Genomic DNA, 21492 nt, shown 5'->3' with positions numbered 1-21492 from the left:
CCTGCCAGTTTTACGTCAACGTGCGTGGTGAACACCCGCAATCAACGGGAGGCGTTCAGCGCCTTGATCACCTTGTCGGTGATGTCATGCTTGGGGTTCACGTACACCGACTCCTGCAGGATCAGGTCGTACTTCTCGGTTTCAGCCAGCGTTTTGACGACCTTGTTGGCGCGCTCAATCACTTGCTGAAGCTCTTCGTTTTTACGGGCGCTCAGATCTTCCTGGAATTCGCGGCGCTTGTTCTGGAAGGTCCGGTCCAGATCGACCAGTTGCCGCTGGCGGGCCACGCGCTGGCTTTCAGCCAGCGTGGGCGCTTCGCGCTCGAACTTGTCGGACTGCGTTTTCAGCTGGGTGGCGAGATCGTTCAACTCCTTCTCGCGCTTGCTGAATTCCTGCTCCAGCTTGGTCTGGGCCGCCTTGGCCGAATTGGCTTCGCGGAAAATCCGGTCGAGGTTGACAACTCCAACCTTGAACTCCTGCGCGCTGGCGGAAAAACCTGCCAATGCGATGACGAGGCCCAGGACAATTTTGCTTGAATAATGCTTCATTAGAAAGATGTACCGATTTGGAATTGCAACCGCTCTATTCTATCGCCTGGCTGTTTTCGCAGAGGCACGGCATAGGCGAGACGAAGAGGACCCACTGGGGAAATCCAGCTGATGCCAAGACCGGTCGATGCGCGAAGACCATCCGGACCGTTCAGGCTGTAGCTGTCTTTAAACACGTTACCCGCATCCACAAAACCGTACACACGCAGGGTACGGTCATTGCCCGCCCCCGGAAACGGGGCGACGAGCTCGGCATTGAGCGTCAGCTTCTTGGGCGCGCCGGTGGCCAGGTCTGACGAGTCGCGGGGGCCCAGAGAGCTCTGTTCAAAACCACGCACAGAGCCCAAACCGCCGGAGTAGAAGTTCTTGAAGAGCGGGAAAGGCTGGCCGTTGAGGCCCTTGCCCCAACCCAACTCACCGTTCAGGGCAATCGTGAACTGCTTGTTGAGTGGAATGTATTGCTGGATCTGGTAATTGACGCGTACGAACTTGATATCGCCGGCCACGCCCCAGTCGCCGTAGACGCGCTGGTAGCGCCCCGACGTAGGCACCAGCGCACTGTCCCGGCTATCGCGCGACCAGCCCACGGTCAAGGGAATGGAACTGCTCGTGAGGCCGAACTGATTCGCGTAGTCCTGATAGCTGACGGGAAGCAGCGTCCCCGGCACAATAGTCAAGCGCTCATAGCCGCTGCCGAAATAAACCGTGTCCGTTTCGGTGAAGGGAACCCCGAAACGAATGCTGGCACCCCGCGTTTTCAATTTGTAGTCACCCCCCTGGCCGTTCAGGGGCGAGGACGTGCGGTCATACACGTCAATGCTGCGGGAAATGCCGTCGGCCGTGAAATAAGGATCAATCGTGCTCAAAACCAGCTGGCGATTGGATTTACTGGTATTGACCTCAATACCCAGGTAGTTGCCCGAGCCGAAAACGTTTTCCTGCTTGATGCCGAACACCAGGGAAAGGCTGTCAGCCGTGGAGTAGCCGGCGCCCAGTTGCAAATTGCCGGTGGGTTTTTCAACCACATTCACGGTGACGTCGACCTGGTCAGCCGTGCCGGTCACCTCCTGCGTCTCCATATTCACCTCGTTGAAGAAGCCCAGGCGGTCCACGCGGTCACGCGAAAGACGGATTTTGTCGCCGTCGTACCAGGACGACTCGAACTGACGGAACTCCCGGCGCACCACCTCGTCACGCGTGCGGTTGTTGCCCGCCACATTGATGCGCCGCACATAGGCCCGGCGCGAGGGCTCGGCCTGCAGCACAAACGCCACACGGTTATTGACCCGGTCAATTTCCGGTACCGCCTCTACCCGGGCAAAGGCAAAGCCAAAAGTACCAAAGTAGTCGCTAAAGGCCTTGGTCGTTTCGGCGACCTGGTCGGCGTTGTAAGGCGCTCCCGGCTTGATCGCCACCAGGGTTTTGAATTCCTCTTCCTTGCCCAGGTAATTGCCTTCGAGCTTCACACCCGACACCACGAAACGCTCGCCCTCCGTGATGTTGACGGTGACCGCAATGCTCTGTTTGTCAGGGGAAATCGCCACCTGGGTCGAGTCCACCTTGAACTCGAGATAGCCCCGCGAGAGGTAATAGGAGCGCAGGGTCTCAATATCCGCATTGAGCTTGGTCCGGGAATAGCGGTCCGACTTGGTGTACCAGCTCAGCCAGCCGCCGGTGTCCAGGTCGAACAGGCCCAGCAGCGTGGATTCGCTGAATGCCTTGTTGCCGGTGATGTGAATTTCCTTGATTTTTGCGACATCGCCTTCGACGACGCTAAAGGTCAGGTTCACACGATTGCGCTCAATCGGCGTCACGGTCGTGATCACCTCGGCACCGTACAGGCTCTTGTTGATGTACTGACGCTTGAGTTCCTGCTCGGCCTTGTCGGCCAGCGCCTTGTCAAAAGGCTGGCCATCCGAGATACCCACGTCCTTCAGTGCTTTTTTAAGCACGTCCTTGTCGAATTCCTTGGCGCCGACGAAATCCACGTCGGCCACGGTAGGACGCTCTTCGACGATCACCACCAGCACGTCACCGTTGACCTCCAGCCGCACGTCCTTGAAAAGGCCCAGGCCGAACAGCGCGCGGATGGCCGTGGAGCCTTTGTCGTCGTTGTAAGTCTCACCAACACGAAAGGGGAGCGAGGCAAAAATCGTTCCGGGTTCAACCCGTTGCAGGCCCTCCACCCGAATGTCCCGAACCGTGAAAGGGTCTACTGCCCATGCGGCATTGGCTACTAGCAAACCGGCGGCAATGGCGCAGACCGCACGAACTTTGAAACGATTGAATTGTTTTTGCATGAAGTGGTTGGAATTAGCCCAAAAGCCGGGTGACATCATTGAAAAGGGCAATACACATCATGCCCAGCAGGATCGCAACGCCAACGCGTTGCAAGCGGTCCATCCAGACGTCAGACACGCCGCGACCAGTGACCCATTCCCAAAGATAATACATCAGGTGCCCACCATCCAAAACCGGCAGCGGGAGTAAATTCAAGACGCCGAGACTCACGCTAACGAGGGCCAAAAACAGCAGATAGGCTGTCCAGCCCAGGCTCACCGACTTTCCGGCGTAGTCCGCGATGGTGAGTGGCCCGCTCAGATTTTTGAGGGAGGCTTCTCCGATCAGCATTCGCCCCATCATCTTGAGCGTGAGCAGAGAAACCTCCCAGGTGCGAACAGCGCCCTGCCACAAGCCATCCAGCGGTCCGTAACGCACCGTCACGAACTCCGGTGGCGCACCGACATAGGCACCGATGCGGACCACCGCCACTCCGCCCTCCTGCTTGAGTTCGGGGGTGACTTGCAGCGTCAAGGGCTGGCCGGCCCGCAGGACTTGCCAGCGCTGCGGCGCCACGGCGGCAGCGCTCCCGCCGGCGGATCGCGCAGAGGTCCGTATGAGTTCGCGCAACTGCTGTCCATCCACAATCACCGCATCGCCCACGCGCTGAACCACATCACCTGCACGCAAACCGGATTTTTCAGCCGCACTCCCCGCCATGATCTCCCCCATCACCGGCGAGGTCCATGGCCCGAGGATGCCAATTGTCCGGAACAACTGCGCGTCGGCTTCGGCCGCACCCAGTTTGCTGAGCTCCAGCACGACCATTCGCGTGGAAGCTTCCGGGTCACCACCCAGCATCAGTTGCACATCGCGGCCATCGAGCGCGCCCTGCGTGAGCCGCCAGCGAAGGTCTTCAAAGGAGCGGACCGGTTGCAGCTCCTCGCCATCGAAAGCCGCCTGCTGGACGGTTTCGCGACCACGCAGGCCGGCCTTCTCGGCCAGCGAACCCGCCACGGGACTGGCCAGAACGGCCTTGGGCTCCTGCAAACCTATCCAGTTGAGCACGGCGTAGATCAGCACGGCCAGAAGCAGGTTGGCCGCAGGCCCCGCAGCCACGACGGCCGCGCGGGATTTAAGGGGCTGGGTGTTGAAGGCCAGATGGCGCTCCGCGGGGTCGACCGGAGCCTCGCGCTCGTCCAGCATCTTGACGTAGCCGCCCAGCGGCAGCATGCCGATGGAAAATTCCGTGGACTTGTTCTTGAGCCGCCAGGTGTAGATGGGCTTGCCAAAGCCGATGGAAAACTTCAACACCTTGATGCCGCAGGCCACCGCCACCCGGTAGTGGCCATACTCGTGCACGGAGATCAGTATGCCCAGCGTCACCGCAAAAGAAACCAGCGTCAGCATGTCAGGTCTCCAGACGTTTTGCGATTTCAGCGGCAACGAGGCGCACCCGCGCATCCAGCGCGAGCAGGCCTTCGATATCGTTCACACCGGAGACCGCCACGGCATCTAAAGTGGCATGGTTGACCTGGTGAATATGGTCAAAGCGGATTCGCTTGTCCAGGAAAGCCGCCACGGCGATTTCATTCGCCGCATTGAGCACTGCCGTGCTGCCCATGGGCGCATTCAACACCTGCCAGGCCAGCGGCAGGCCGGGAAAGCGCGCATCATCCGGCCGCTCAAAAGTCATCGCGGCCAAGGCAGAAAAATCCAGCGCCCTGGCGCCCGAGGTGATCCGGTCCGGCCATGCCAGACCATAGGCGATCGGGCCCCGCATGTCAGGCGTTCCCAGTTGCGCGACGACCGAGGCGTCACGGTACTGCACCATGGAGTGAATGATGCTCTGGGGGTGAATCACCACCTCAATTTGCTGCGGCGCCAGGCCAAACAGGTACTTTGCCTCAATGACCTCCAGGGCCTTGTTCATCATGGTGGCCGAATCCACCGAGATCTTGCGGCCCATTACCCAGTTCGGGTGCGCGCAGGCTTCATCGGGCGTGACATGACGCAGGCTGGCAGGCTCCCGGGTCCGAAACGGGCCGCCCGAGGCGGTCAGTATGATTTTCTCGACCCGCTCCATCCAGGTCGCAGGATCTTCCGGCAAGGACTGAAAAATGGCCGAGTGTTCACTGTCTATGGGCAGCAGCTGCGCAGCGCCGGCGCGCACGGCCCGCATGAACACCTCGCCACCCACCACCAACGCCTCCTTGTTGGCCAGCAACAGGCGCTTTCCCGCCTTGGCCGCCGCCATGCAGGGCGGCAAACCGGCAGCCCCCACAATGGCGGCCATCACGGTGTCCACCAATTCGTGAGACGCTATCATTTCAAGAGCATCAGGCGCCCATAGCACCTGGACAGCCAGCCCATTTGCCTTGATTTTTTCAGCCAGGAGGCGGGCCTGCGGCTCGCTCACCATCACGGCGTACTGCGGCTTGAATTGCGCGCACTGCGCCAGCATCAGGTCGACCTGGGTCGCGGCGCTGAGCGCAAACACCTCGAAACGCTCAGGATGGCGGGCAATGACATCCAGGGTATTGACGCCGATGGAGCCCGTGGAACCCAGAACCGTCACGCGCTGCTTCTTGAAATTCATGCAACAAACCTAGAAAGTGGCCAGCATCAGCGCCAGCGGCAAGGTGGGCAACAAGGCGTCCACGCGGTCCAGCACCCCGCCGTGGCCTGGCAACAGGCCGCTGGAGTCTTTCACGCCCGCGCTGCGTTTGATCAGCGACTCGACCAGATCCCCGACCACGCTCATGGCCGCAAGAAAGATGACCGCCAACAGCATCACCGCGATGCCATGCTGCTCGGCCAGACGCCTGTAAAGCGTCTGTCCCGCCAGAAAGCCGGAGCCGGATCCGCCGAGCGAAACCCAGGCCAGCGAAAGCACGACCACACCGGCCATTCCGCCCCACACACCTTCCCAGCTTTTGCCGGGACTGATGGACGGCGCCAGTTTGCCCTTGCTGAAGCGCCCACCGAAGGCGCGGCCGGCAAAGTAGGCAAAGACATCGGCCACCCAGACCAGCAGCAGCACCGAGAGTAAAAACTCGACCCCCACCACACGCGCCCGCGCAATGGCGAGCCAGGCCAGCCACAAGGCCAGCAGACCGCCGACCACGCGCAGCGCCTTCGGAATGCGGGGCCAACCCGCCACACCGTTGCGCAGCAGCCAGCCACCGGCCAGCACCCAGAGCGCACCCGCGCCAGCCCAGAGCATGGGCAAGGGCTTTGCCAGCCAGCCGCCGTACCAGGACATGCCGCAGGCCATCACGCAAACCACGGCCAGCCCGACAGAGGCGATTTGCCCCAGTTTATTCAGACGCCCCCACTCCCAGCCGCCGGCGGCAATCAACACCAGGGCCACGCCGCAGAAAGGAACCGGCGTCTTGTAAAAAAGCGCCGGCAACAATATGGCCAGCAGGACAATCGCCGTGATCACACGCTGCTTCAGCATCAGGCGGCCTTGTCATTCTGGTTGTGCTTATCCCCGCTGACCTGCGCCGAGGTCTTGCCAAAGCGGCGCTCGCGGGTGCGAAAGACGGCAATCGCTTCGTCCAGCGCCGCCTCGTCAAATTCGGGCCAGAGCTTGTCAGTGAAATGCAGCTCGGAGTACGCCACCTGCCACAGCAAAAAATTGCTGATGCGCAGTTCGCCGCCGGTACGAATCAGTAAATCGGGATCCGGCACATGCGCCAGGGCCATCGCACCATCGAGCGAGCGCTCGGTGATGGCTTCGCCGCGGCTGGCCAGCTTTTGGGCGGCCTGGGCAATATCCCAGCGGCCGCCGTAGTTGAAGCACACGTTGAGAATCAGGCGCCGATTGCCCGCCGTATCGAGTTCTGCCTGTGCCAGACCCGCCTGGACTTTTTCGGAAAGCCGCTGGCGGTCGCCCACGAAGTGAAGCTGCACACCATTGGCATTGAGGCGGGGAACTTCCCTGGACAAGGACAGGACCATGAGCTCCATCAGCCCGAACACTTCGTCCGAGGGGCGGTTCCAGTTTTCAGAGGAGAAGGCAAAGACCGTGAGCACGCCGATGCCGCGCTCCAGGCAGGCCTTGACGCAGCGGCTCAGTGCGTCAACGCCCTGCTTGTGGCCGGCGATGCGCGGCAAAAAGCGTTTGGTCGCCCAGCGGCCATTGCCGTCCATGACGATGGCCACATGGTGCGGGACGAGAGGACGGGGAGTGGTGGCCATGGGTAAGGGTCAGCGCGCGAGCCAGGGCGCGCCGCGCCGGGCCGCCCCAAGCAAGCACGGCCCCCTCGGAGGGCAGCGCAGTACACGAAGTGACAAGCGTGGGGGCACTATGTTTAAACCGCCATGATGTCTTGTTCCTTGCCGGCGACCAGTTTGTCGACCTCGGCAATGAAACGGTCGGTGAACTTCTGGATCTCGTCCTGCGAACGGCGCTCGTCATCTTCGGAGGCCAGCTTGTCCTTGACCAGCTTCTTGACACCGTCATTGGCATCGCGGCGCAGGTTGCGAATGGCCACCTTGGCATGCTCGCCTTCGGCGCGCACGACTTTGGTCAATTCCTTGCGGCGCTCTTCGGTCATGGCCGGCATGGGAACGCGGATCAGGTCGCCCTGCGATGCGGGATTCAGCCCGAGATCGGAATCGCGAATGGCTTTTTCGATTTTGGCGCCCATGCCTTTTTCCCAGGGCGAGACGCTGATGGTGCGGGCATCCAGCAAGGCCACGTTGGCCACCTGGCTGATAGGCACCATGGAGCCGTAATACTCCACCTGCACGGTGTCGAGCAAGCCCGGGTTGGCGCGGCCAGTGCGGATTTTCGTCAGGTTGTGCTTGAACGATTCCACGGACTGCTGCATCTTTTGTTCGGCAAGCTGCTTGACTTCAACAATGCTCATGATCGAATCTCCGGATTTCTAGGTGCAAATAGGGTGCGCAAAAGTGCAGCGCACGGACCATGGCCAAGGTCAGACGTGAACCAGGGTTCCTTCGTCTTCGCCCTGCACCACGCGCTTGAGCGCCCCGTGCTTGAAAATACTGAATACCTTGATGGGCAGCTTCTGGTCACGGCACAGCGCAAAGGCGGTGGCGTCCATGACTTCGAGGTTTTTGCCCATGGCCTCATCAAAAGTGATGCTGCCGTAACGTGTGGCATACGGGTCCTTCTTCGGATCCGCGGTGTACACGCCGTCGACCTTGGTGGCCTTCAGGACGATTTCAGCACCGATTTCAGCGCCGCGCAAAGCGGCCGCCGTGTCGGTGGTGAAAAACGGGTTGCCGGTGCCGGCCGCGAAAATAACGACCTTGCCCTCTTCCAGGTACTGCAGGGCCTTGGGGCGGACATAAGGCTCGACCACGCGCTCGATGCCAATGGCCGACATGACACGGGCGATCAGGCCGGCCTTGTCCATGGTGTCGCCCAAGGCCAGGGCATTCATCACCGTGGCCAGCATTCCCATGTAATCGGCGGTGGCCCTGTCCATGCCGACCGAGCCGCCGGCCACACCGCGGAAGATGTTGCCGCCGCCAATCACCACCGCCACTTCGACACCCATGCGGGTGACGTCGGCAATTTCTTCCACCATGCGCACGATGGTGGCGCGGTTGATGCCAAAGGCATCATCCCCCATCAAGGCCTCACCTGACAGTTTTAACAAGATCCGCTTGTAGGCTGGCATGTGAGGGCTTTCGTGGTTGGGTTGGTTGTAAAGTTTAGCGGCCTTCCGGCTGGACTGAAATGCTTACGCAGACTTGGCTGCGGCGACCTGGGCGGCGACTTCAGCAGCGAAGTCGTCAACCTTTTTCTCAATGCCTTCGCCCACCACGAACAGCGTGAAGGACTTGACCTTGGTGGCCTTCTCTTTAAGCATCTGCTCAACCGTCTGCTTGTCGTTCTTGACGAAAGTCTGGTTGTACAGGCTGACTTCCTTCAGGTACTTCTGAACGCCGCCTTCGATGCGCTTGGCGACGATTTCATCGGACTGGACAGGCTTGCCGGCAGCTTGCGCAACGGCGGCATCTTCAGCGGCCTTGGCGGCAGCCACGGAGCGCTCCTTGGCGACCAGTTCGGCGGGAACTTCAGCGCTGGACAAGGCCACAGGCTTCATCGCTGCCACATGCATGGCGACATCCTTGGCGGCGGTCTCGTCGCCGTCAAACTCCACGACCACACCGATGCGCGTGCCGTGCAGGTAAGAAGCCACGGAGCCACCCGCGAAACGTTTGAAACGGCGAACGCTCATGTTTTCGCCGATCTTGCCGATCAGGCCCTTGCGCACGTCTTCCAGCGTCGGGCCAAAACCTTCCATGGCCAGCGGCAGGCCACCAACGGCAGCCACATCGGCAGGGTTGTGCTTGACGATGCCTTCAGCCACGGCATTGGCAAAAGCCAGGAAGCTGTCGTTCTTGGTGACGAAGTCGGTTTCGCAGTTGATTTCGACCAGCGCGGCGACATCGCCTTCGCGGGCCAGGGCCACCACGCCTTCAGCCGTCACGCGGGAAGCGGCCTTGCCGGCCTTGCTACCCAGTTTCACGCGCAGGATTTCTTCGGCCTTTTCAAAATTGCCCTCGGCTTCGGTCAGTGCCTTTTTGCACTCCATCATGGGGGCGTCGGTCTTGGCGCGCAGTTCAGCGACCATGCTTGCAGTAATAGCCATTTTTTGATTCTCCGTTTGTCGTATTGACTTCGAGCAGATGCAAAGCTCGCACCCGCCCCGCTCTTCGTATCTTCAGGTTGTGAAAAAGGGGCTACGCGAGCCCCTTTTTCGCGTCCGGCGCAGCGCCAAAGCTATCAGGCTGCGGCGTTTTCCACTTCCACAAATTCATCCGAACCTTCAGCCGACACCGCCTTGACGACGTTGTTCATGGCATCGGCACGGCCTTCCAGGATCGCATCGGCGATACCACGGGCATACAGGGCCACGGCCTTGGACGAGTCATCGTTACCGGGGATCACGTAGTCAATGCCGATAGGCGAGTGGTTGGAGTCAACCACGCCAATCAGGGGGATGCCCAGCTTCTTGGCTTCCAGCACCGCGATTTTGTGGAAACCCACGTCGATCACGAAGATGGCATCCGGCAATGCGTTCATGTCCTGAATGCCGCCAATGTCTTTTTCGAGCTTTTCGATTTCGCGCTTGAAGGTCAGCTGTTCCTTCTTGCTGATGGAATCCAGGCCGGCTTCCTGCTGGGCCTTCATTTCCTTCAGGCGCTTGATCGAGGTCTTGACCGTCTTGAAGTTGGTCAGCATACCGCCCAGCCAGCGCTGGTCAACATAAGGCACACCGGCGCGCTGCGCTTCGGCGGCGACGATTTCACGCGCCTGGCGCTTGGTGCCCACCATCAGGATGGTGCCGCGGTTGGCGGACAGCTGTTTCGCGAACTTCATCGCGTCCTGGTACATCGGCAGCGATTTTTCCAGGTTGATGATGTGAATACGGTTGCGATGGCCAAAAATGTAAGGGGCCATCTTGGGATTCCAGAAGCGGGTTTGGTGACCAAAGTGGACGCCAGCTTCCAGCATTTCACGCATGCTTGTCGACATATAAAACTCCAAAGGTTGTGTCTAAAATCAGCGCTTACTGTCCGGAAACATTCCGGGCAGCACCTTGATGAGTGGCTGATTTGCGATTTACCTTGCAAACAACAAAATCGTCATTCACAAAGCCATTCGAGTATAACATCCCCCGCCCATGAGCCAGCTCCCCCCACCCGGCGACCTTCAGGCCACCCGCCAGGCCCTGCAAACCGGCCAGACCAGCCCCGAAGAAATCTTCCAGCGGGCGGCGGCCGTCGCCCAAAGCGACGCTTGCCGCCATGTCTTCATGCCGGGGCCGGCGCAAAGCCCGCTGCTTGAGGCCGAAGTGCCGCCCCCCGCGGCCTTTAGCGACCCCCAACGGCCATTGGCCGGAATTCCGGTCTCGGTCAAGGACCTGTTTGACGTCGCGGGCCAAACCACCCTGGCCGGCTCGACGGTGCTGATCGGCGCGGCCGCAGCCCGTGCGGACTGCCCGGCCGTGGCGCGATTGCGCGCGGCCGGCGCCGTGATCGCCGGGCGCACCAATATGGTGGAGTTTGCCTTTTCCGGCGTCGGCATCAACCCGCATTACGGCACCCCCGCCAACCCGGCCGATCCGGACACCGCGCGGATTCCCGGCGGCTCCTCCTCAGGCGCCGCCGTTTCCGTGGCCACGGGCGCCGCCCTGGTAGGCCTGGGCTCCGACACCGGCGGCTCCATCCGCATCCCCGCCGCGCTGTGCGGCATTGTGGGTTTCAAAAGCACGGCGCGCCTGGTGCCGACCGCAGGCGCCCTGCCGCTGTCCACCAGCCTGGACACCGTCTGCGCCCTGACGCGCTCGGTCCGCGACGCCATCACCGTGCACGAGGTGCTGGCGGCGCGCCGCGTGGAACTCGCGGGCAAGCCCCTGTCATCCTGCCGCTTCGCGGTGGCACGCACGCAAATGCAGGACGGGCTGAGCGTCAGCGTGGCCCAGGCCTTCGAGCGCAGCCTGCGGGTGCTGCGCCAGGCCGGTGCGCGCATCGAGGAAATTGCGCTGGAAGAAATCGGCGATCTGGCCGGGATCAACGCCACCGGCGGCTTGTCGGCCGCCGAGAGCTACGCCTGGCACCGGACCCTGATTGCCAGACACCAGGCCGAATACGACCCCCGGGTGGCGCAACGCATTCTGCGGGGAGCCCGCATGAGCGCCGCCGACTACATCGACTTGCTGGCGGCACGCCAAGCCTGGATGGCGCGCATGGAGGCCCGCCTGAGCGCCTTTGACGCCGTGCTCTCGCCCACCGTGCCCATCGTGGCGCCGTCCATTGCCAGCGTGCTGAAAGATGATGACGAGTTTTTCCGCATCAACGGGCTGCTGCTGCGCAACACCGCCGTGGTGAACATGCTGGACGGCTGCGCGATTTCACTGCCCTGCCACACGCCCGACCAATTGCCCGTGGGCCTGATGCTCTGGCACGCGGCGCTGCGCGACGACACGCTGCTGGACCTGGCCTGCCAGGTGGAAACCGCACTCCACCATTCGCTACAAAATTAATAGCCTGCTGCGCCTTCTACCATTGGGCTGGCAGGCCATTTTATGCACAAATCAAACGAATTGAAACGATGAAGAACCTCATCCCGCCCGACTTCCCACCCGGCACCGCCCCGACCGGGGTCGCCGCATGAGAGTCGCCGTCATTGGCGCCGGCATCATCGGCATCACCACCGCCTATGAACTGGCGGTGGACGGGCACGAAGTCACCGTCTTTGAGCGCCGGAGCGCCGCGGCCGAAGAAAGCAGTTTTGCCAACGCCGGCATCGTCGCGCCCGCCGACGTGACGCCCTGGGCAGCGCCCGGCATGCCCGGCAAGTTGCTCGGCCAGCTCCTTAGCCGCCATGCGCCGCTCAAGCTCGGCCTGCCCCTGTCGGCCCGCGAGCTGGCCTGGATGTGGAAGTGGTTTCACGCCTGCCAGCCGGAAACCTATCTGGCCAACCACGCGCGGCTGCGGCGCCTGGCGTTTTACAGCCGCGAAAGGCTGCACCAGCTGACGGCCGAGCTGCAACTCGACTACGAGCGCAGCCCCGGCTACATGCTGCTGCTGCGTTCGGAAAAGGACGGCCAGCTGATCGAGCCCGGCCTGCAGCGGCTGCGCGACGCCGGCGTGGCCTTCAGGCAGATCAGTCCCGTGGAGGTGCGGCAGATCGAGCCCGCCCTCAACCCCGACACCGAATTTCTGGGCGCCGTGCAGCTGGCCGAGGGCGAAGTGGCCAACTGCCGGCAGTTTGCGCTGCTGCTGAAGAACGAAGCCCAGCGCATCGGCGTCAATTTCCAATTCAATACGACGGTAGCCCAACTGGAACGGGCGCAGCCAGCTAGTATTTTGATAGCAGGCGAAAACCTGCCGCGCGCCTTTGACCGGCTAGTGATGTGTGCCGGCCTGGCCTCGGCCCCACTCCTCAGGCCGCTGGGCCTGAAGATTCCCCTGGCCGCCGTCCATGGCTACTCCCTCAGCGCACCGATTCGCGAACCCTTGAACGCACCGCGCAGCGCCTTGATGGACGAGCGCTACAGGGTGGCCATTTCCCGCCTGGGCAACCGCGTGCGCGTGGCCGGCGGCGCGGAAATCGGCGGCTCGCCGGAACGCAAGCGCGCCGCCGCCATCCAGACCCTGTACAAGGTCCTGCAGGACTGGTTTCCCGGCGCCACGCAGCACGCCAATGCCCACGGCAGCGTGCAGGAGTGGAAAGGCGCGCGCGCCATGCTGCCCGACGGGCCGCCCATCGTCGGCAACAGCGGCATCCCCGGCCTCTGGCTCAACCTCGGCCATGGCGCCAGCGGCTGGGCCCTGAGCTGCGGCAGTGCGCGGGCGCTGGCCGACCTGATGGCGGACAGGCCCGCGGAGATCGACATGGAAGGCCTGGACGCCGGCCGCCTGCGCTGAACGCGCCGCCTCGGCCACACGTTCTTGCTCGCCTTTCTCTTTCTGATGGCACATCAGCTGAAAGTGCCATAAGAGCCCACAATCGTCTGATGCAAAAAATCTCCAGCGCCCTCAGCCTGCCGCTTTACAGCGTGGCCGCAACCCGGCAGATTGAACAGCAGGCCGCGGCCAGCCTGCCGCCGCACACGCTGATGCAGCGGGCCGGTCTTTCCGTGGCGCGCCTGGCGCTGGCGCTCGCGCCCCATGCCCAGCGCATCTGGATCGCCTGCGGGCCCGGCAACAACGGGGGCGATGGTTTTGAGGCCGCGCTGCATTTGCACCAGTGGGGCAAAACGGTGCTCGTGACCTGGACCGGGCTGCCCGGCGGCAAGGCCGAACCGCCGGACGCCCAGGCCGCCCGTGTGCGCGCCCTGGCCGCCGGCGTGACCCTGGCGACCGAGGCGCCGCAGGATTTTGATGTCTGCATAGACGCCCTGCTAGGCATCGGCGCGAGGCTGGACCCCCACCGCGCCGGCAGCGCGCTGATGCGGCAGTGGCTGGCGCTGATGCAGGCCAGCCAGGCGTTGCGGCTGGCGGTGGATGTGCCGACCGGACTGGATGCCGACACGGGTTTTTCGTCTTCAGCAGTCGCTACCAAATCAATAGCTGCTTGTGCCCATCCGGAAAGGGCTGCAGGCATTTTCACCCTAAGCCTGTTGACGCTGAAGGCCGGGCTGTTCACGGCCAGCGGCCGGGACGGCGCTGGCCAGGTGTGGTTCGATGACCTGGGGGTCAAGCCCGCAGCCACGCCGGAGCCTTGCGCCTGGCTGCTGGGCGCGGACCGCGCGGCCCAGCCGCCGCGCCGGAAGGCCGCGCACGCCAGCCACAAAGGCAGTTTTGGCGATGTCGCCGTTCTGGGTGGCCAATCCGGCACCGCGGCCACGACGCACATGACAGGCGCGGCCCTGCTGGCCGCCCGCGCGGCCCTGCATGCCGGCGCGGGCCGGGTGTTTGTGGCCTTGCTCGGCCAGGCCGGTCCGACCGTGGACCTGCTGCAACCCGAACTCATGTTCCGCGCACCCGACGCCCTGGATTTGAAGCGCCAGGTCGTGGTCTGCGGCTGCGGTGGCGGCGAAGCCGTCAAAAGCGTCATCGCCAAGCTGCTGTCAACGGCGGCGCGGGCCGTGCTGGATGCGGACGCCCTCAATGCCATCGCCAACGATACGCAACTGCAAACCCAGCTGAAGGCCCGGCATGGCCGCGCCTACAGCACGGTGCTGACGCCCCATCCGCTGGAGGCCGCGCGACTGCTGGGCAGCACGGCCGCGGCGGTGCAGGCCGACCGCCTGGCGGCCGCCAGAGAGCTGGCGCAACGGTTTCAGTGCGTGGTGGCGCTCAAGGGCTCGGGAACCGTCATCGCCGCCCCGGGCCGCGAAACCATGGTCAACGCCAGCGGTAATGCCTTGCTGGCCACGGCCGGCACCGGCGATGTGCTGGCCGGCATGCTGGGGGCTTATATGGCCGGCGGGCTGGAGGCGTTTGAGGCGGCCTGCGGCGCGGTGTTTGCGCATGGCCGCCGGGCCGATGCGTGGGCGAGCCAGCGGCCCGGACAGGCCCTGACGGCGTCAGCGCTGGCCGCGCTTTAAAAGGCCCTAAACCAGCCCTAGACGAATACCATCATGCCGATTTGCAGCACCACCAGCAGCACCAGCGCCGACAGGTCGACACCGCCCACCGTGGGGATCACGCGGCGCAGTGGCGTCAGCAAGGGCTCGGTCAGGCGGCCCAGCAAGCCATAGGCCGGTGAGCCGGGCTGGACCCAGGACAGGATGGCATAACCCAGCACCAGAATGAACAGGGTTTGCAGCGTCACCCGAACCAGCATCTTCAGGGCAAAGGCCAGCATGGTCAGCAAGGCCGTTGGGGCAAAACTGAAGTCGGCAGCGCCCAGCAGCAGACCAAACAGCAGCCCCCACAACAGGGCATAGGCCAGTGCCAGCAAGACCGCGCCGAACACACTCGCCCAGTCCACCCGCGACTGGGCCAGGGACTTGGGCAGGCGGCGCCGCATCGGCTTGACCAGCCAGTCGGTCAGGGCCATGACAAAGCGCCCCGGCTGCGCGATCATGTTGACCCGCACCCAGTTCATCCAGGCACGCAGCAGCGCCGAGGCAATCAGCACGAAAAAAACAGTCTCCAGCAAAAAGGCCAAAATCCGGGTCAGCATAGCGTCCTGTACTTGCAAATAAAAGGGGAAACAGGCGTCAGGATCATCCTAGCGACGGGGCTTTTTGCCCTGCTTGCGGCTGGCATTGCTGGCTGATTTCTTGACCGCGGCCTTGAGCGCCTGAATCGGCGACCTGGGCGCTCCGTTAGCCGTTCTGTCCTTGCTGGCCGGACTGGCGCTATGACCCTCCAGGCGCGGCTCCGAACGCTTGCCTGCCCCCCTGCCGCCGCCTTTGCCGGCACGCGCACCTGCAGTGCTGCCAGCGCGCTCCTGGGCGGGCAGCTCGGCCGAATGGCCACCGGTCTTGTCCTTCATGGCCCGGCCCAGCAGTGCCTCACCCTCGTTCACCAGACGGAAGTCAATCTTGCGGCCATCGAGGTCAACGCGGCTGACCTGCACCCGGACCCGCGTGCCGATCGCATAGCGGATGCCGGTGCGCTCGCCGCGCAGCTCCTGGCGCGCTTCGTCAAAGCGGAAGTATTCGCCGCCCAGCTCGGTGATGTGCACCAGTCCTTCCACATACATGGCGTCCAGCGTCACAAAGATGCCAAAGCCGGTCGCCGCTGTCACCACGCCGCCAAATTCCTCGCCCAGATGCTCGCGCATGTACTTGCACTTGAGCCAGGCCTCGACGTCCCGGCTGGCCTCGTCGGCGCGGCGCTCGTTGGCGCTGCAATGCAGGCCGGCAGCCTGCCAGGCCAGCTGGTCAGCGCTGGCTTTCCTGGGCTTTTCGCTGGGTTCCTGGACACGGGAGGCCAGCCGCTTGGAGAGCTTGGCTACCGCCTCGCCCGGCGTGGGCAACACCGGCAGCTGGTACTTGGTCTTCTTCAGGATCGCCTTGATGACGCGGTGCACCAGCAGGTCAGGATAACGGCGGATCGGGCTCGTGAAGTGCGTGTAGGCCTCGTAGGACAAACCAAAATGACCGCCGTTCATGGGCGTGTAAATCGCCTGCTGCATGGAGCGCAGCAGCATGGAATGGATTTGCTGCGCGTCCGGCCGGTCTTTGGTGGCCAGGGCAATCCGCTGGAACTCGCCCGGTTGCGGGTCATCGCTGATGGTCATGCCGATGCCGCTTGCCTTGAGGTAGTTGCGCAGCATCTCCATTTTCTCGGGCGTCGGACCTTCGTGCACGCGGAACAGGCCCACATGCTTGCTCTGCGCGATGAAATCGGCCGAGCACACATTGGCCGCCAGCATGGCTTCCTCGATCAGGCGGTGCGCCGCATTGCGGGTGCGCGGCATGATTTTTTCGATACGCCCGGCTTCATCGCAAACAATCTGGGTTTCGGTGGTTTCAAAATCCACCGCACCGCGCTCACCCCGCTCCTTGAGCAGGGCCTGGTAGACATCATGCAGATCCAGCAGATGCGGCACCAGCGCCTTGCGCTGCGCAGCTTCCGGGCCCCGCGTATTGGCCAGTATCGCGGCCACTTCGGTGTAGGTAAAACGCGCCTGGCTGAACATCACGGCCGGGTAGAACTGGTAGGCGTGAATCTCGCCCTTGGCGTTGACCAGCATGTCGCACACCATGCACAGGCGCTCGACATTGGGGTTGAGCGAGCACAGGCCGTTGGAGAGTTTCTCCGGCAGCATGGGGATCACGCGGCGCGGGAAATACACGCTGGTGGCCCGGTCGTAGGCATCGATGTCGATGGCGCTGCCGGTCTCCACGTAATGGCTGACGTCGGCAATGGCCACCAGCAGGCGCCAGCCCTTGCCGCGCCCCACCTTGGCCGGCTCGCAGTACACCGCATCGTCAAAGTCGCGGGCATCTTCACCGTCAATGGTGACCAGCGGCACGTCGGTCAGGTCCACGCGATGTTTCTTGTCGGCGGGCCGCACCGCATCCGGCAAGGTGCGGGCCAGGGCCAGTGCCGCATCGCTGAATTCATGCGGTACGCCGTATTTGCGCACGGCAATTTCAATTTCCATGCCCGGGTCGTCGATTTCACCCAGCACTTCCTTGACGCGGCCCACGGGCTGGCCAAACAGCGCAGGCGGCTCGGTCAGCTGAACCACCACGACCTGGCCGGCCTTGGCGCTGCCGGTCGCGCCTTTCGGAATCAGCACATCCTGGCCGTAGCGTTTGTCCTCGGGTGCAACCAGCCAGACACCGCTTTCCAGCAACAGGCGGCCGATGATGGGGTTGGACGAGCGTTCAATGATCTCGGTCACCCGGCCTTCGGGGCGGTTTTTCCGGTCATGGCGCACGATGCGCGCCTTGACACGGTCCTTGTGCAGCACCGCACGCATTTCGTTGGGCGGCAGATAAATATCAGCCTCGCCGTCATCGCGCAGAACAAAACCATGGCCGTCACGATGGCCGGAAACCGTCCCCTCGAATTCAGCGAGAAGTCCGGACGATACAGCAGAGGTTGAATGAATTGTTTTGATAAGAAGTCTCTTTTCTTGAGATGCCATGAACAACACCTTGTTGAACCACGGACTTGAATATAGGCTATTGGCTCGCCAGGATTCAGTTTTTCAGAAGCATACTGGACCTGATACTAGCCGCGATCAATGAAAACCATGTGTCGCCAATCCATGAGGCCGTTGATGAAGATCCGGATGGTTCGGGGATTTCGGCGCAGGGCCTGCGAGCGCTGTCTCAGCGCATTGAAATTTCGCCAGAAATTTGAAATATTTCAAAGCTCCTCCCCGTAAAGGCGTTCAGGTGATGGTACACTGCATGCATGCCCGGGTGGCGGAATTGGTAGACGCGCACGGTTCAGGTCCGTGTATCGCAAGATGTGGAGATTCGAGTTCTCTCCCGGGCACCAAAAACACTCAGAAGAGATAAAAGGCCACTGTGAAAACAGTGGCCTTTTTGTTTTTCCGCATGCGTTTACAAAAAACGTATTCCATCAAAACAAAAAGGCTTCGCACCGCCCTGTCAAAAATCACAGGGTAGCCGAAGCCTCTTGATTCTCAAAACCTTTAGATGGGCAGCGCCACCAGATCGTGGCCCTGGACGCCGACAATGCGGGCCCGGGTAAATTCACCGACCTTCAGTGTCTTGCTGATTTTCTCGGGCGGCAGCAGCTTGACCACACCATCGATCTCCGGCGCATCGGCATAAGAGCGACCGGTACCGCCTTTTCGGCCCAGCGCCGGAGCGGAATCCACCAGCACCTGCATGGTGGCACCCACGCGCTGCTGCAGCTTCTGGCTGGAGACTGCTTCGGCTACGGCCATGAAGCGGGCACGCCGCTCTTCGCGCAATTCCAGCGGCAACATGCCGGGAATGTCGTTGGCCGTCGCCCCCTCCACCGCGCTATAGGCAAAACAACCGGCACGGTCAATTCTGGCCTCACGCATGAAATCCAGCAGGTGCTCGAACTCGGCTTCGGTCTCTCCCGGAAAGCCGGCAATGAAGGTGCTGCGGATCACAATCTCGGGGCAGATCTCGCGCCAGCGCGCAATGCGCTCCAGGTTTTTTTCGCCACTGGCCGGCCGCTTCATGCGCTTGAGCACATCCGGATGGCTGTGCTGCAAAGGCACATCCAGATAAGGCAACACCTTGCCCGTGGCCATCAGAGGCAATACTTCATCCACGCTCGGGTAGGGATACACATAGTGCAAACGCACCCAGGCGCCGTAGGGCTCGGCAATCTCTCCAAGCGCCTGGACCAGCTCCAGCATACGGGTCTTGACCGGCTTGCCATCCCAGAAACCGGTGCGGTATTTCACATCCACACCGTAGGCAGAAGTATCCTGGCTAATCACCAGCAGTTCCTTGACACCGCCCTCAAACAAGGCACGCGCCTCGTTCAGCACATCGCCGATGGGCCGGGACACCAGGTCGCCGCGCATGGATGGAATGATGCAGAAGGTGCAGCGATGGTTGCAGCCTTCGCTGATCTTCAGGTAGGCATAGTGTTTGGGTGTGAGCTTGATACCGGCAACGCCAAAGGCATTCGGCACCAGATCAATAAACGGGTCATGCGGCTTGGGCAGGTTCAGGTGCACCGCATCCATGACCTCTTGCGTCGCATGCGGGCCGGTCACGGCCAGTACGCTGGGGTGCATCTGACGCACCAGATTGCCGCCACCCTCGCCGGCCTTGGCACCCAGGCAGCCTGTGACGATCACCTTGCCGTTTTCGGCCAGCGCCTCACCAATGGTGTCCAGGCTTTCCTTGACGGCATCATCGATGAAACCGCAGGTATTGACGATCACCAGATCCGCGCCCTCGAAGGTTTTGGAGGTCTGGTAACCCTCGGCGCTGAGTTGCGTAAGGATCAACTCGGAGTCGGTCAGCGCCTTGGGGCAACCCAGGCTGACGAAACCCACGCGCGGCGTGGGTTTTACAGCGGAACCGGGAGAAAGGGGGATCGGGGAAAGAACATCGCTCATAACCCCTATTGTCTCAGAGCAGGCCAGATAAGGGTTGTAAGGCCTTGTATGGCCCTGAACGGGCCTGCGGCCACCAGCCCGTGATCAGCGCTTGAGGCCAAATGCCGACAGAAGCTGCTCGCTTTGCTTTTGCATCTGCTCCTGCATTTGGGTAAAGACATTCTTGGACTGCTCCACATAGTTGCCCATCATGCCCTGCATCATGGGCGACTGCGCATTCATGAACTGCGCCCACATTTCCGGGCTCAAGCCCTTGGACTGTTCGGCCATTTTGACCTGCAGGTCCATGAAGGTCTGGACGTTTTTCTCCAGGTAGGCCCCCATAAAGCCCTGCATCGCATTGCCATAAAACCGGATGATATTGGCCAGCACGGCTTCGGTAAACATCGGTGCGCCACCCGTTTCTTCTTCCAGAATGATCTGCAGCAGGATGCTGCGTGTCAGGTCTTCATTGGTTTTGGCATCGCGCACCACAAACAGCGCGCTGTCCATCACCAGTTGCCGGATCTCGGTGAGCGTGATGTAGGTCGACGTTTCGGTGTCGTAGAGTCGCCGGTTCGGGTACTTTTTGATGATCCGAGGCGCCCCAGCCTTGTCGCCAGAAATGGGACCTACAGGCGGACTGTCTGGCACAGATGACCCGCTGGATTTCGGACGGGTGGATTTGATTTTATGCACGAACTACTCCTCTGAATGACGACCTGCGTCAAAGCGACAGGATTCGATACATTCTAAGAAGTCCGGCTGCACACAAATCCCTTGGTTTACCCTGCGATCAATGAAGGGGAGAAAAGGCACAACGGCCGGGGTGACAGCTGGCTCCATGCCCAACAACCAGGGGGCTTAATGCAGGCAGAATGCCAAAGATTGTGGCGGTCCCTTGATCAACGAATGAGCGCAGAAACAAAAAAGCCTTGAAACCGCAATATTCATGCAGATTTCAAGGCTATGTTTGGTAGGCGCGATTGGACTCGAACCACCCTCCGGGCATCCCCGTACAGAGTGTAGAAGGCCCTTCACAAACCGCCTGGAAACGCCCCATTAGCCCCAGATTTAGCCCCAAAACCGCAGCCAGGCCCGCACTCACGTCAGGCCCGGGATGAATGATTCACCAAGGCGTTTGCGAAAGCCTGTCATCAGGCTCGGCTCGATGGGAAAGTTGTGACAGAAGTACTGTGCGCCGCAGAAGTGTTGCCAGTACGGGCTCTCCACCCAGATGGCCACAACTTCCTCGTCAGACAGATTGCTGCTGTGCTTGAGCAGTTGCAGGCCCACCATCAGGCGAATAGGGTGGCGGGGGCTGCCAATATGGGATCCACGTTTCGAGGCAAGGTCACTCACATTTGCGCGTCCTCTTGTTGAACAGCTCGAATCCCGTGGTGCCAAGGCTTATCTGTTTCATGCAGATACTGTCTCACATCGGGTAACTGCACCTGGAGTTGTGCAGACCATCCCTGACAAACGGTTACCCCAACGACCTATATTCTTACAGCAGGTCAGTGCTATGCTTTCTTCTTAACGCAAAAGCTTTCATATGCACATCATATGGAGGCTTCTTCACACAAACACTCCTCATCTTCATCACCCCTAGGGATGCGGTCGGTCCGCGTGCCTGATGCATTGGAGTGAAAACCCCAATGAACAGGCTTGCGAACAACAATGAATCGAGCGTCCCTA

The 21492-nt window shown here is 61.8% G+C and carries 18 protein-coding genes and 1 tRNA gene; 4 read left to right on the top strand and 15 right to left on the bottom strand.

The features are described from left to right. Positions 1–41: 41 nt before the first annotated feature. From PJE01S_RS15790 to rpsB, 10 genes are all read right to left on the bottom strand, one after another. Complete coding sequence (locus PJE01S_RS15790) at positions 42–548, bottom strand: OmpH/Skp family outer membrane protein (RefSeq protein WP_068834600.1); 507 nt, start codon at positions 546–548, stop codon at positions 42–44. Then, entirely contained in the window at positions 548–2848 is a 2301-nt protein-coding gene (gene bamA / locus PJE01S_RS15785; RefSeq protein WP_068834599.1) for an outer membrane protein assembly factor BamA, read from the bottom strand. Before bamA ends, PJE01S_RS15790 begins: the two co-directional genes overlap by 1 nt. Positions 2849–2861: 13 nt before the next feature. Beyond that, positions 2862–4238, bottom strand: a complete 1377-nt coding sequence (gene rseP / locus PJE01S_RS15780; protein WP_068834598.1) for an RIP metalloprotease RseP — start codon at positions 4236–4238, stop codon at positions 2862–2864. A 1-nt stretch (position 4239) separates the two neighbouring features. Next, complete coding sequence (gene ispC, locus PJE01S_RS15775) at positions 4240–5427, bottom strand: 1-deoxy-D-xylulose-5-phosphate reductoisomerase (RefSeq protein WP_068834597.1); 1188 nt, start codon at positions 5425–5427, stop codon at positions 4240–4242. Positions 5428–5436: 9 nt separating this feature from the next. After that, on the bottom strand, positions 5437–6291 hold the full coding sequence (locus PJE01S_RS15770) for a phosphatidate cytidylyltransferase (protein ID WP_068834596.1): 855 nt from the start codon (positions 6289–6291) through the stop codon (positions 5437–5439). Next, the gene (uppS, locus tag PJE01S_RS15765; RefSeq protein ID WP_068834595.1) at positions 6291–7034 is read right to left on the bottom strand and encodes a polyprenyl diphosphate synthase; all 744 of its coding nucleotides are present in this window, start codon (positions 7032–7034) and stop codon (positions 6291–6293) included. The genes PJE01S_RS15770 and uppS overlap by 1 nt, the downstream gene beginning before the upstream one ends. 113 nt (positions 7035–7147) lie before the next feature. Then, positions 7148–7708, bottom strand: a complete 561-nt coding sequence (frr, locus tag PJE01S_RS15760; protein WP_068834594.1) for a ribosome recycling factor — start codon at positions 7706–7708, stop codon at positions 7148–7150. 69 nt (positions 7709–7777) lie between these two features. Beyond that, positions 7778–8488 (bottom strand): UMP kinase, encoded by a 711-nt coding sequence (pyrH, locus tag PJE01S_RS15755; RefSeq protein ID WP_068834593.1) that lies wholly within the window; start codon positions 8486–8488, stop codon positions 7778–7780. A 63-nt stretch (positions 8489–8551) separates the two neighbouring features. After that, complete coding sequence (gene tsf, locus PJE01S_RS15750; RefSeq protein ID WP_068834592.1) at positions 8552–9466, bottom strand: translation elongation factor Ts; 915 nt, start codon at positions 9464–9466, stop codon at positions 8552–8554. Between the two features lie 134 nt (positions 9467–9600). Further along, positions 9601–10353, bottom strand: coding sequence for a 30S ribosomal protein S2 (gene rpsB / locus PJE01S_RS15745; protein ID WP_068834591.1), 753 nt, complete (start codon positions 10351–10353; stop codon positions 9601–9603). Positions 10354–10501: 148 nt separating this feature from the next. Between rpsB and PJE01S_RS15740 the strand changes: the two genes are divergently transcribed. The 3 genes from PJE01S_RS15740 to PJE01S_RS15730 all read left to right on the top strand — a co-directional run bounded on the left by PJE01S_RS15740 (position 10502) and on the right by PJE01S_RS15730 (position 14875). After that, positions 10502–11863 carry an amidase gene (locus PJE01S_RS15740; RefSeq protein ID WP_068834590.1) on the top strand — a complete coding sequence of 454 codons (1362 nt, stop codon included), beginning with the start codon at positions 10502–10504 and terminating at the stop codon, positions 11861–11863. 127 nt (positions 11864–11990) lie between these two features. Next, a complete protein-coding gene (locus PJE01S_RS15735) occupies positions 11991–13250 on the top strand; it encodes a D-amino acid dehydrogenase (protein WP_068834589.1) in 1260 nt (419 codons plus the stop codon). Positions 13251–13339: 89 nt separating this feature from the next. Continuing rightward, complete coding sequence (locus PJE01S_RS15730) at positions 13340–14875, top strand: NAD(P)H-hydrate dehydratase (RefSeq protein ID WP_068834588.1); 1536 nt, start codon at positions 13340–13342, stop codon at positions 14873–14875. 17 nt (positions 14876–14892) lie between these two features. On the opposite strand, the gene PJE01S_RS15725 is transcribed toward PJE01S_RS15730, so the two are convergent. Continuing rightward, positions 14893–15456, bottom strand: a complete 564-nt coding sequence (locus PJE01S_RS15725) for a YggT family protein (RefSeq protein ID WP_068834587.1) — start codon at positions 15454–15456, stop codon at positions 14893–14895. Between the two features lie 48 nt (positions 15457–15504). After that, entirely contained in the window at positions 15505–17880 is a 2376-nt protein-coding gene (gene rnr, locus PJE01S_RS15720; protein WP_068834651.1) for a ribonuclease R, read from the bottom strand. A gap of 274 nt (positions 17881–18154) precedes the next feature. On the opposite strand from rnr, the gene PJE01S_RS15710 reads away from it, so the two are divergent. Beyond that, positions 18155–18239, top strand: a tRNA-Leu gene (locus PJE01S_RS15710). A gap of 157 nt (positions 18240–18396) precedes the next feature. On the opposite strand, the gene rimO is transcribed toward PJE01S_RS15710, so the two are convergent. The 3 genes from rimO to PJE01S_RS15695 all read right to left on the bottom strand — a co-directional run bounded on the left by rimO (position 18397) and on the right by PJE01S_RS15695 (position 21156). Continuing rightward, positions 18397–19815 (bottom strand): 30S ribosomal protein S12 methylthiotransferase RimO, encoded by a 1419-nt coding sequence (gene rimO, locus PJE01S_RS15705; RefSeq protein ID WP_068834585.1) that lies wholly within the window; start codon positions 19813–19815, stop codon positions 18397–18399. Positions 19816–19899: 84 nt separating this feature from the next. Then, entirely contained in the window at positions 19900–20448 is a 549-nt protein-coding gene (phaR, locus tag PJE01S_RS15700) for a polyhydroxyalkanoate synthesis repressor PhaR (RefSeq protein WP_068834584.1), read from the bottom strand. A gap of 450 nt (positions 20449–20898) precedes the next feature. Next, on the bottom strand, positions 20899–21156 hold the full coding sequence (locus tag PJE01S_RS15695) for a transposase (protein ID WP_157090357.1): 258 nt from the start codon (positions 21154–21156) through the stop codon (positions 20899–20901). Between the last annotated feature and the right edge of the window lie 336 nt (positions 21157–21492).

Source organism: Polaromonas jejuensis NBRC 106434, assembly GCF_001598235.1.
Classification (GTDB): Bacteria; Pseudomonadota; Gammaproteobacteria; order Burkholderiales; family Burkholderiaceae_C; genus Polaromonas; species Polaromonas jejuensis.
The sequence above is the reverse complement of the archived record's forward strand: the minus strand, read 5'-3'. Positions and strand labels throughout refer to the sequence as shown.

Excerpts from the sequence above, each read along its gene's own strand:
- rpsB (WP_068834591.1), bottom strand. The coding sequence starts at position 10,353 with ATGTCGACAAGCATGCGTGAAATGCTGGAAGCTGGCGTCCACTTTGGT.
- rnr (WP_068834651.1), bottom strand. The coding sequence starts at position 17,880 with ATGGCATCTCAAGAAAAGAGACTTCTTATCAAAACAATTCATTCAACC.
- ispC (WP_068834597.1), bottom strand. The coding sequence starts at position 5,427 with ATGAATTTCAAGAAGCAGCGCGTGACGGTTCTGGGTTCCACGGGCTCC.
- PJE01S_RS15740 (WP_068834590.1), top strand. The coding sequence starts at position 10,502 with ATGAGCCAGCTCCCCCCACCCGGCGACCTTCAGGCCACCCGCCAGGCC.
- PJE01S_RS15735 (WP_068834589.1), top strand. The coding sequence starts at position 11,991 with ATGAGAGTCGCCGTCATTGGCGCCGGCATCATCGGCATCACCACCGCC.
- frr (WP_068834594.1), bottom strand. The coding sequence starts at position 7,708 with ATGAGCATTGTTGAAGTCAAGCAGCTTGCCGAACAAAAGATGCAGCAG.
- bamA (WP_068834599.1), bottom strand. The coding sequence starts at position 2,848 with ATGCAAAAACAATTCAATCGTTTCAAAGTTCGTGCGGTCTGCGCCATT.
- PJE01S_RS15790 (WP_068834600.1), bottom strand. The coding sequence starts at position 548 with ATGAAGCATTATTCAAGCAAAATTGTCCTGGGCCTCGTCATCGCATTG.
- PJE01S_RS15725 (WP_068834587.1), bottom strand. The coding sequence starts at position 15,456 with ATGCTGACCCGGATTTTGGCCTTTTTGCTGGAGACTGTTTTTTTCGTG.
- uppS (WP_068834595.1), bottom strand. The coding sequence starts at position 7,034 with ATGGCCACCACTCCCCGTCCTCTCGTCCCGCACCATGTGGCCATCGTC.
- rimO (WP_068834585.1), bottom strand. The coding sequence starts at position 19,815 with ATGAGCGATGTTCTTTCCCCGATCCCCCTTTCTCCCGGTTCCGCTGTA.
- PJE01S_RS15730 (WP_068834588.1), top strand. The coding sequence starts at position 13,340 with ATGCAAAAAATCTCCAGCGCCCTCAGCCTGCCGCTTTACAGCGTGGCC.
- pyrH (WP_068834593.1), bottom strand. The coding sequence starts at position 8,488 with ATGCCAGCCTACAAGCGGATCTTGTTAAAACTGTCAGGTGAGGCCTTG.
- tsf (WP_068834592.1), bottom strand. The coding sequence starts at position 9,466 with ATGGCTATTACTGCAAGCATGGTCGCTGAACTGCGCGCCAAGACCGAC.
- PJE01S_RS15770 (WP_068834596.1), bottom strand. The coding sequence starts at position 6,291 with ATGCTGAAGCAGCGTGTGATCACGGCGATTGTCCTGCTGGCCATATTG.
- rseP (WP_068834598.1), bottom strand. The coding sequence starts at position 4,238 with ATGCTGACGCTGGTTTCTTTTGCGGTGACGCTGGGCATACTGATCTCC.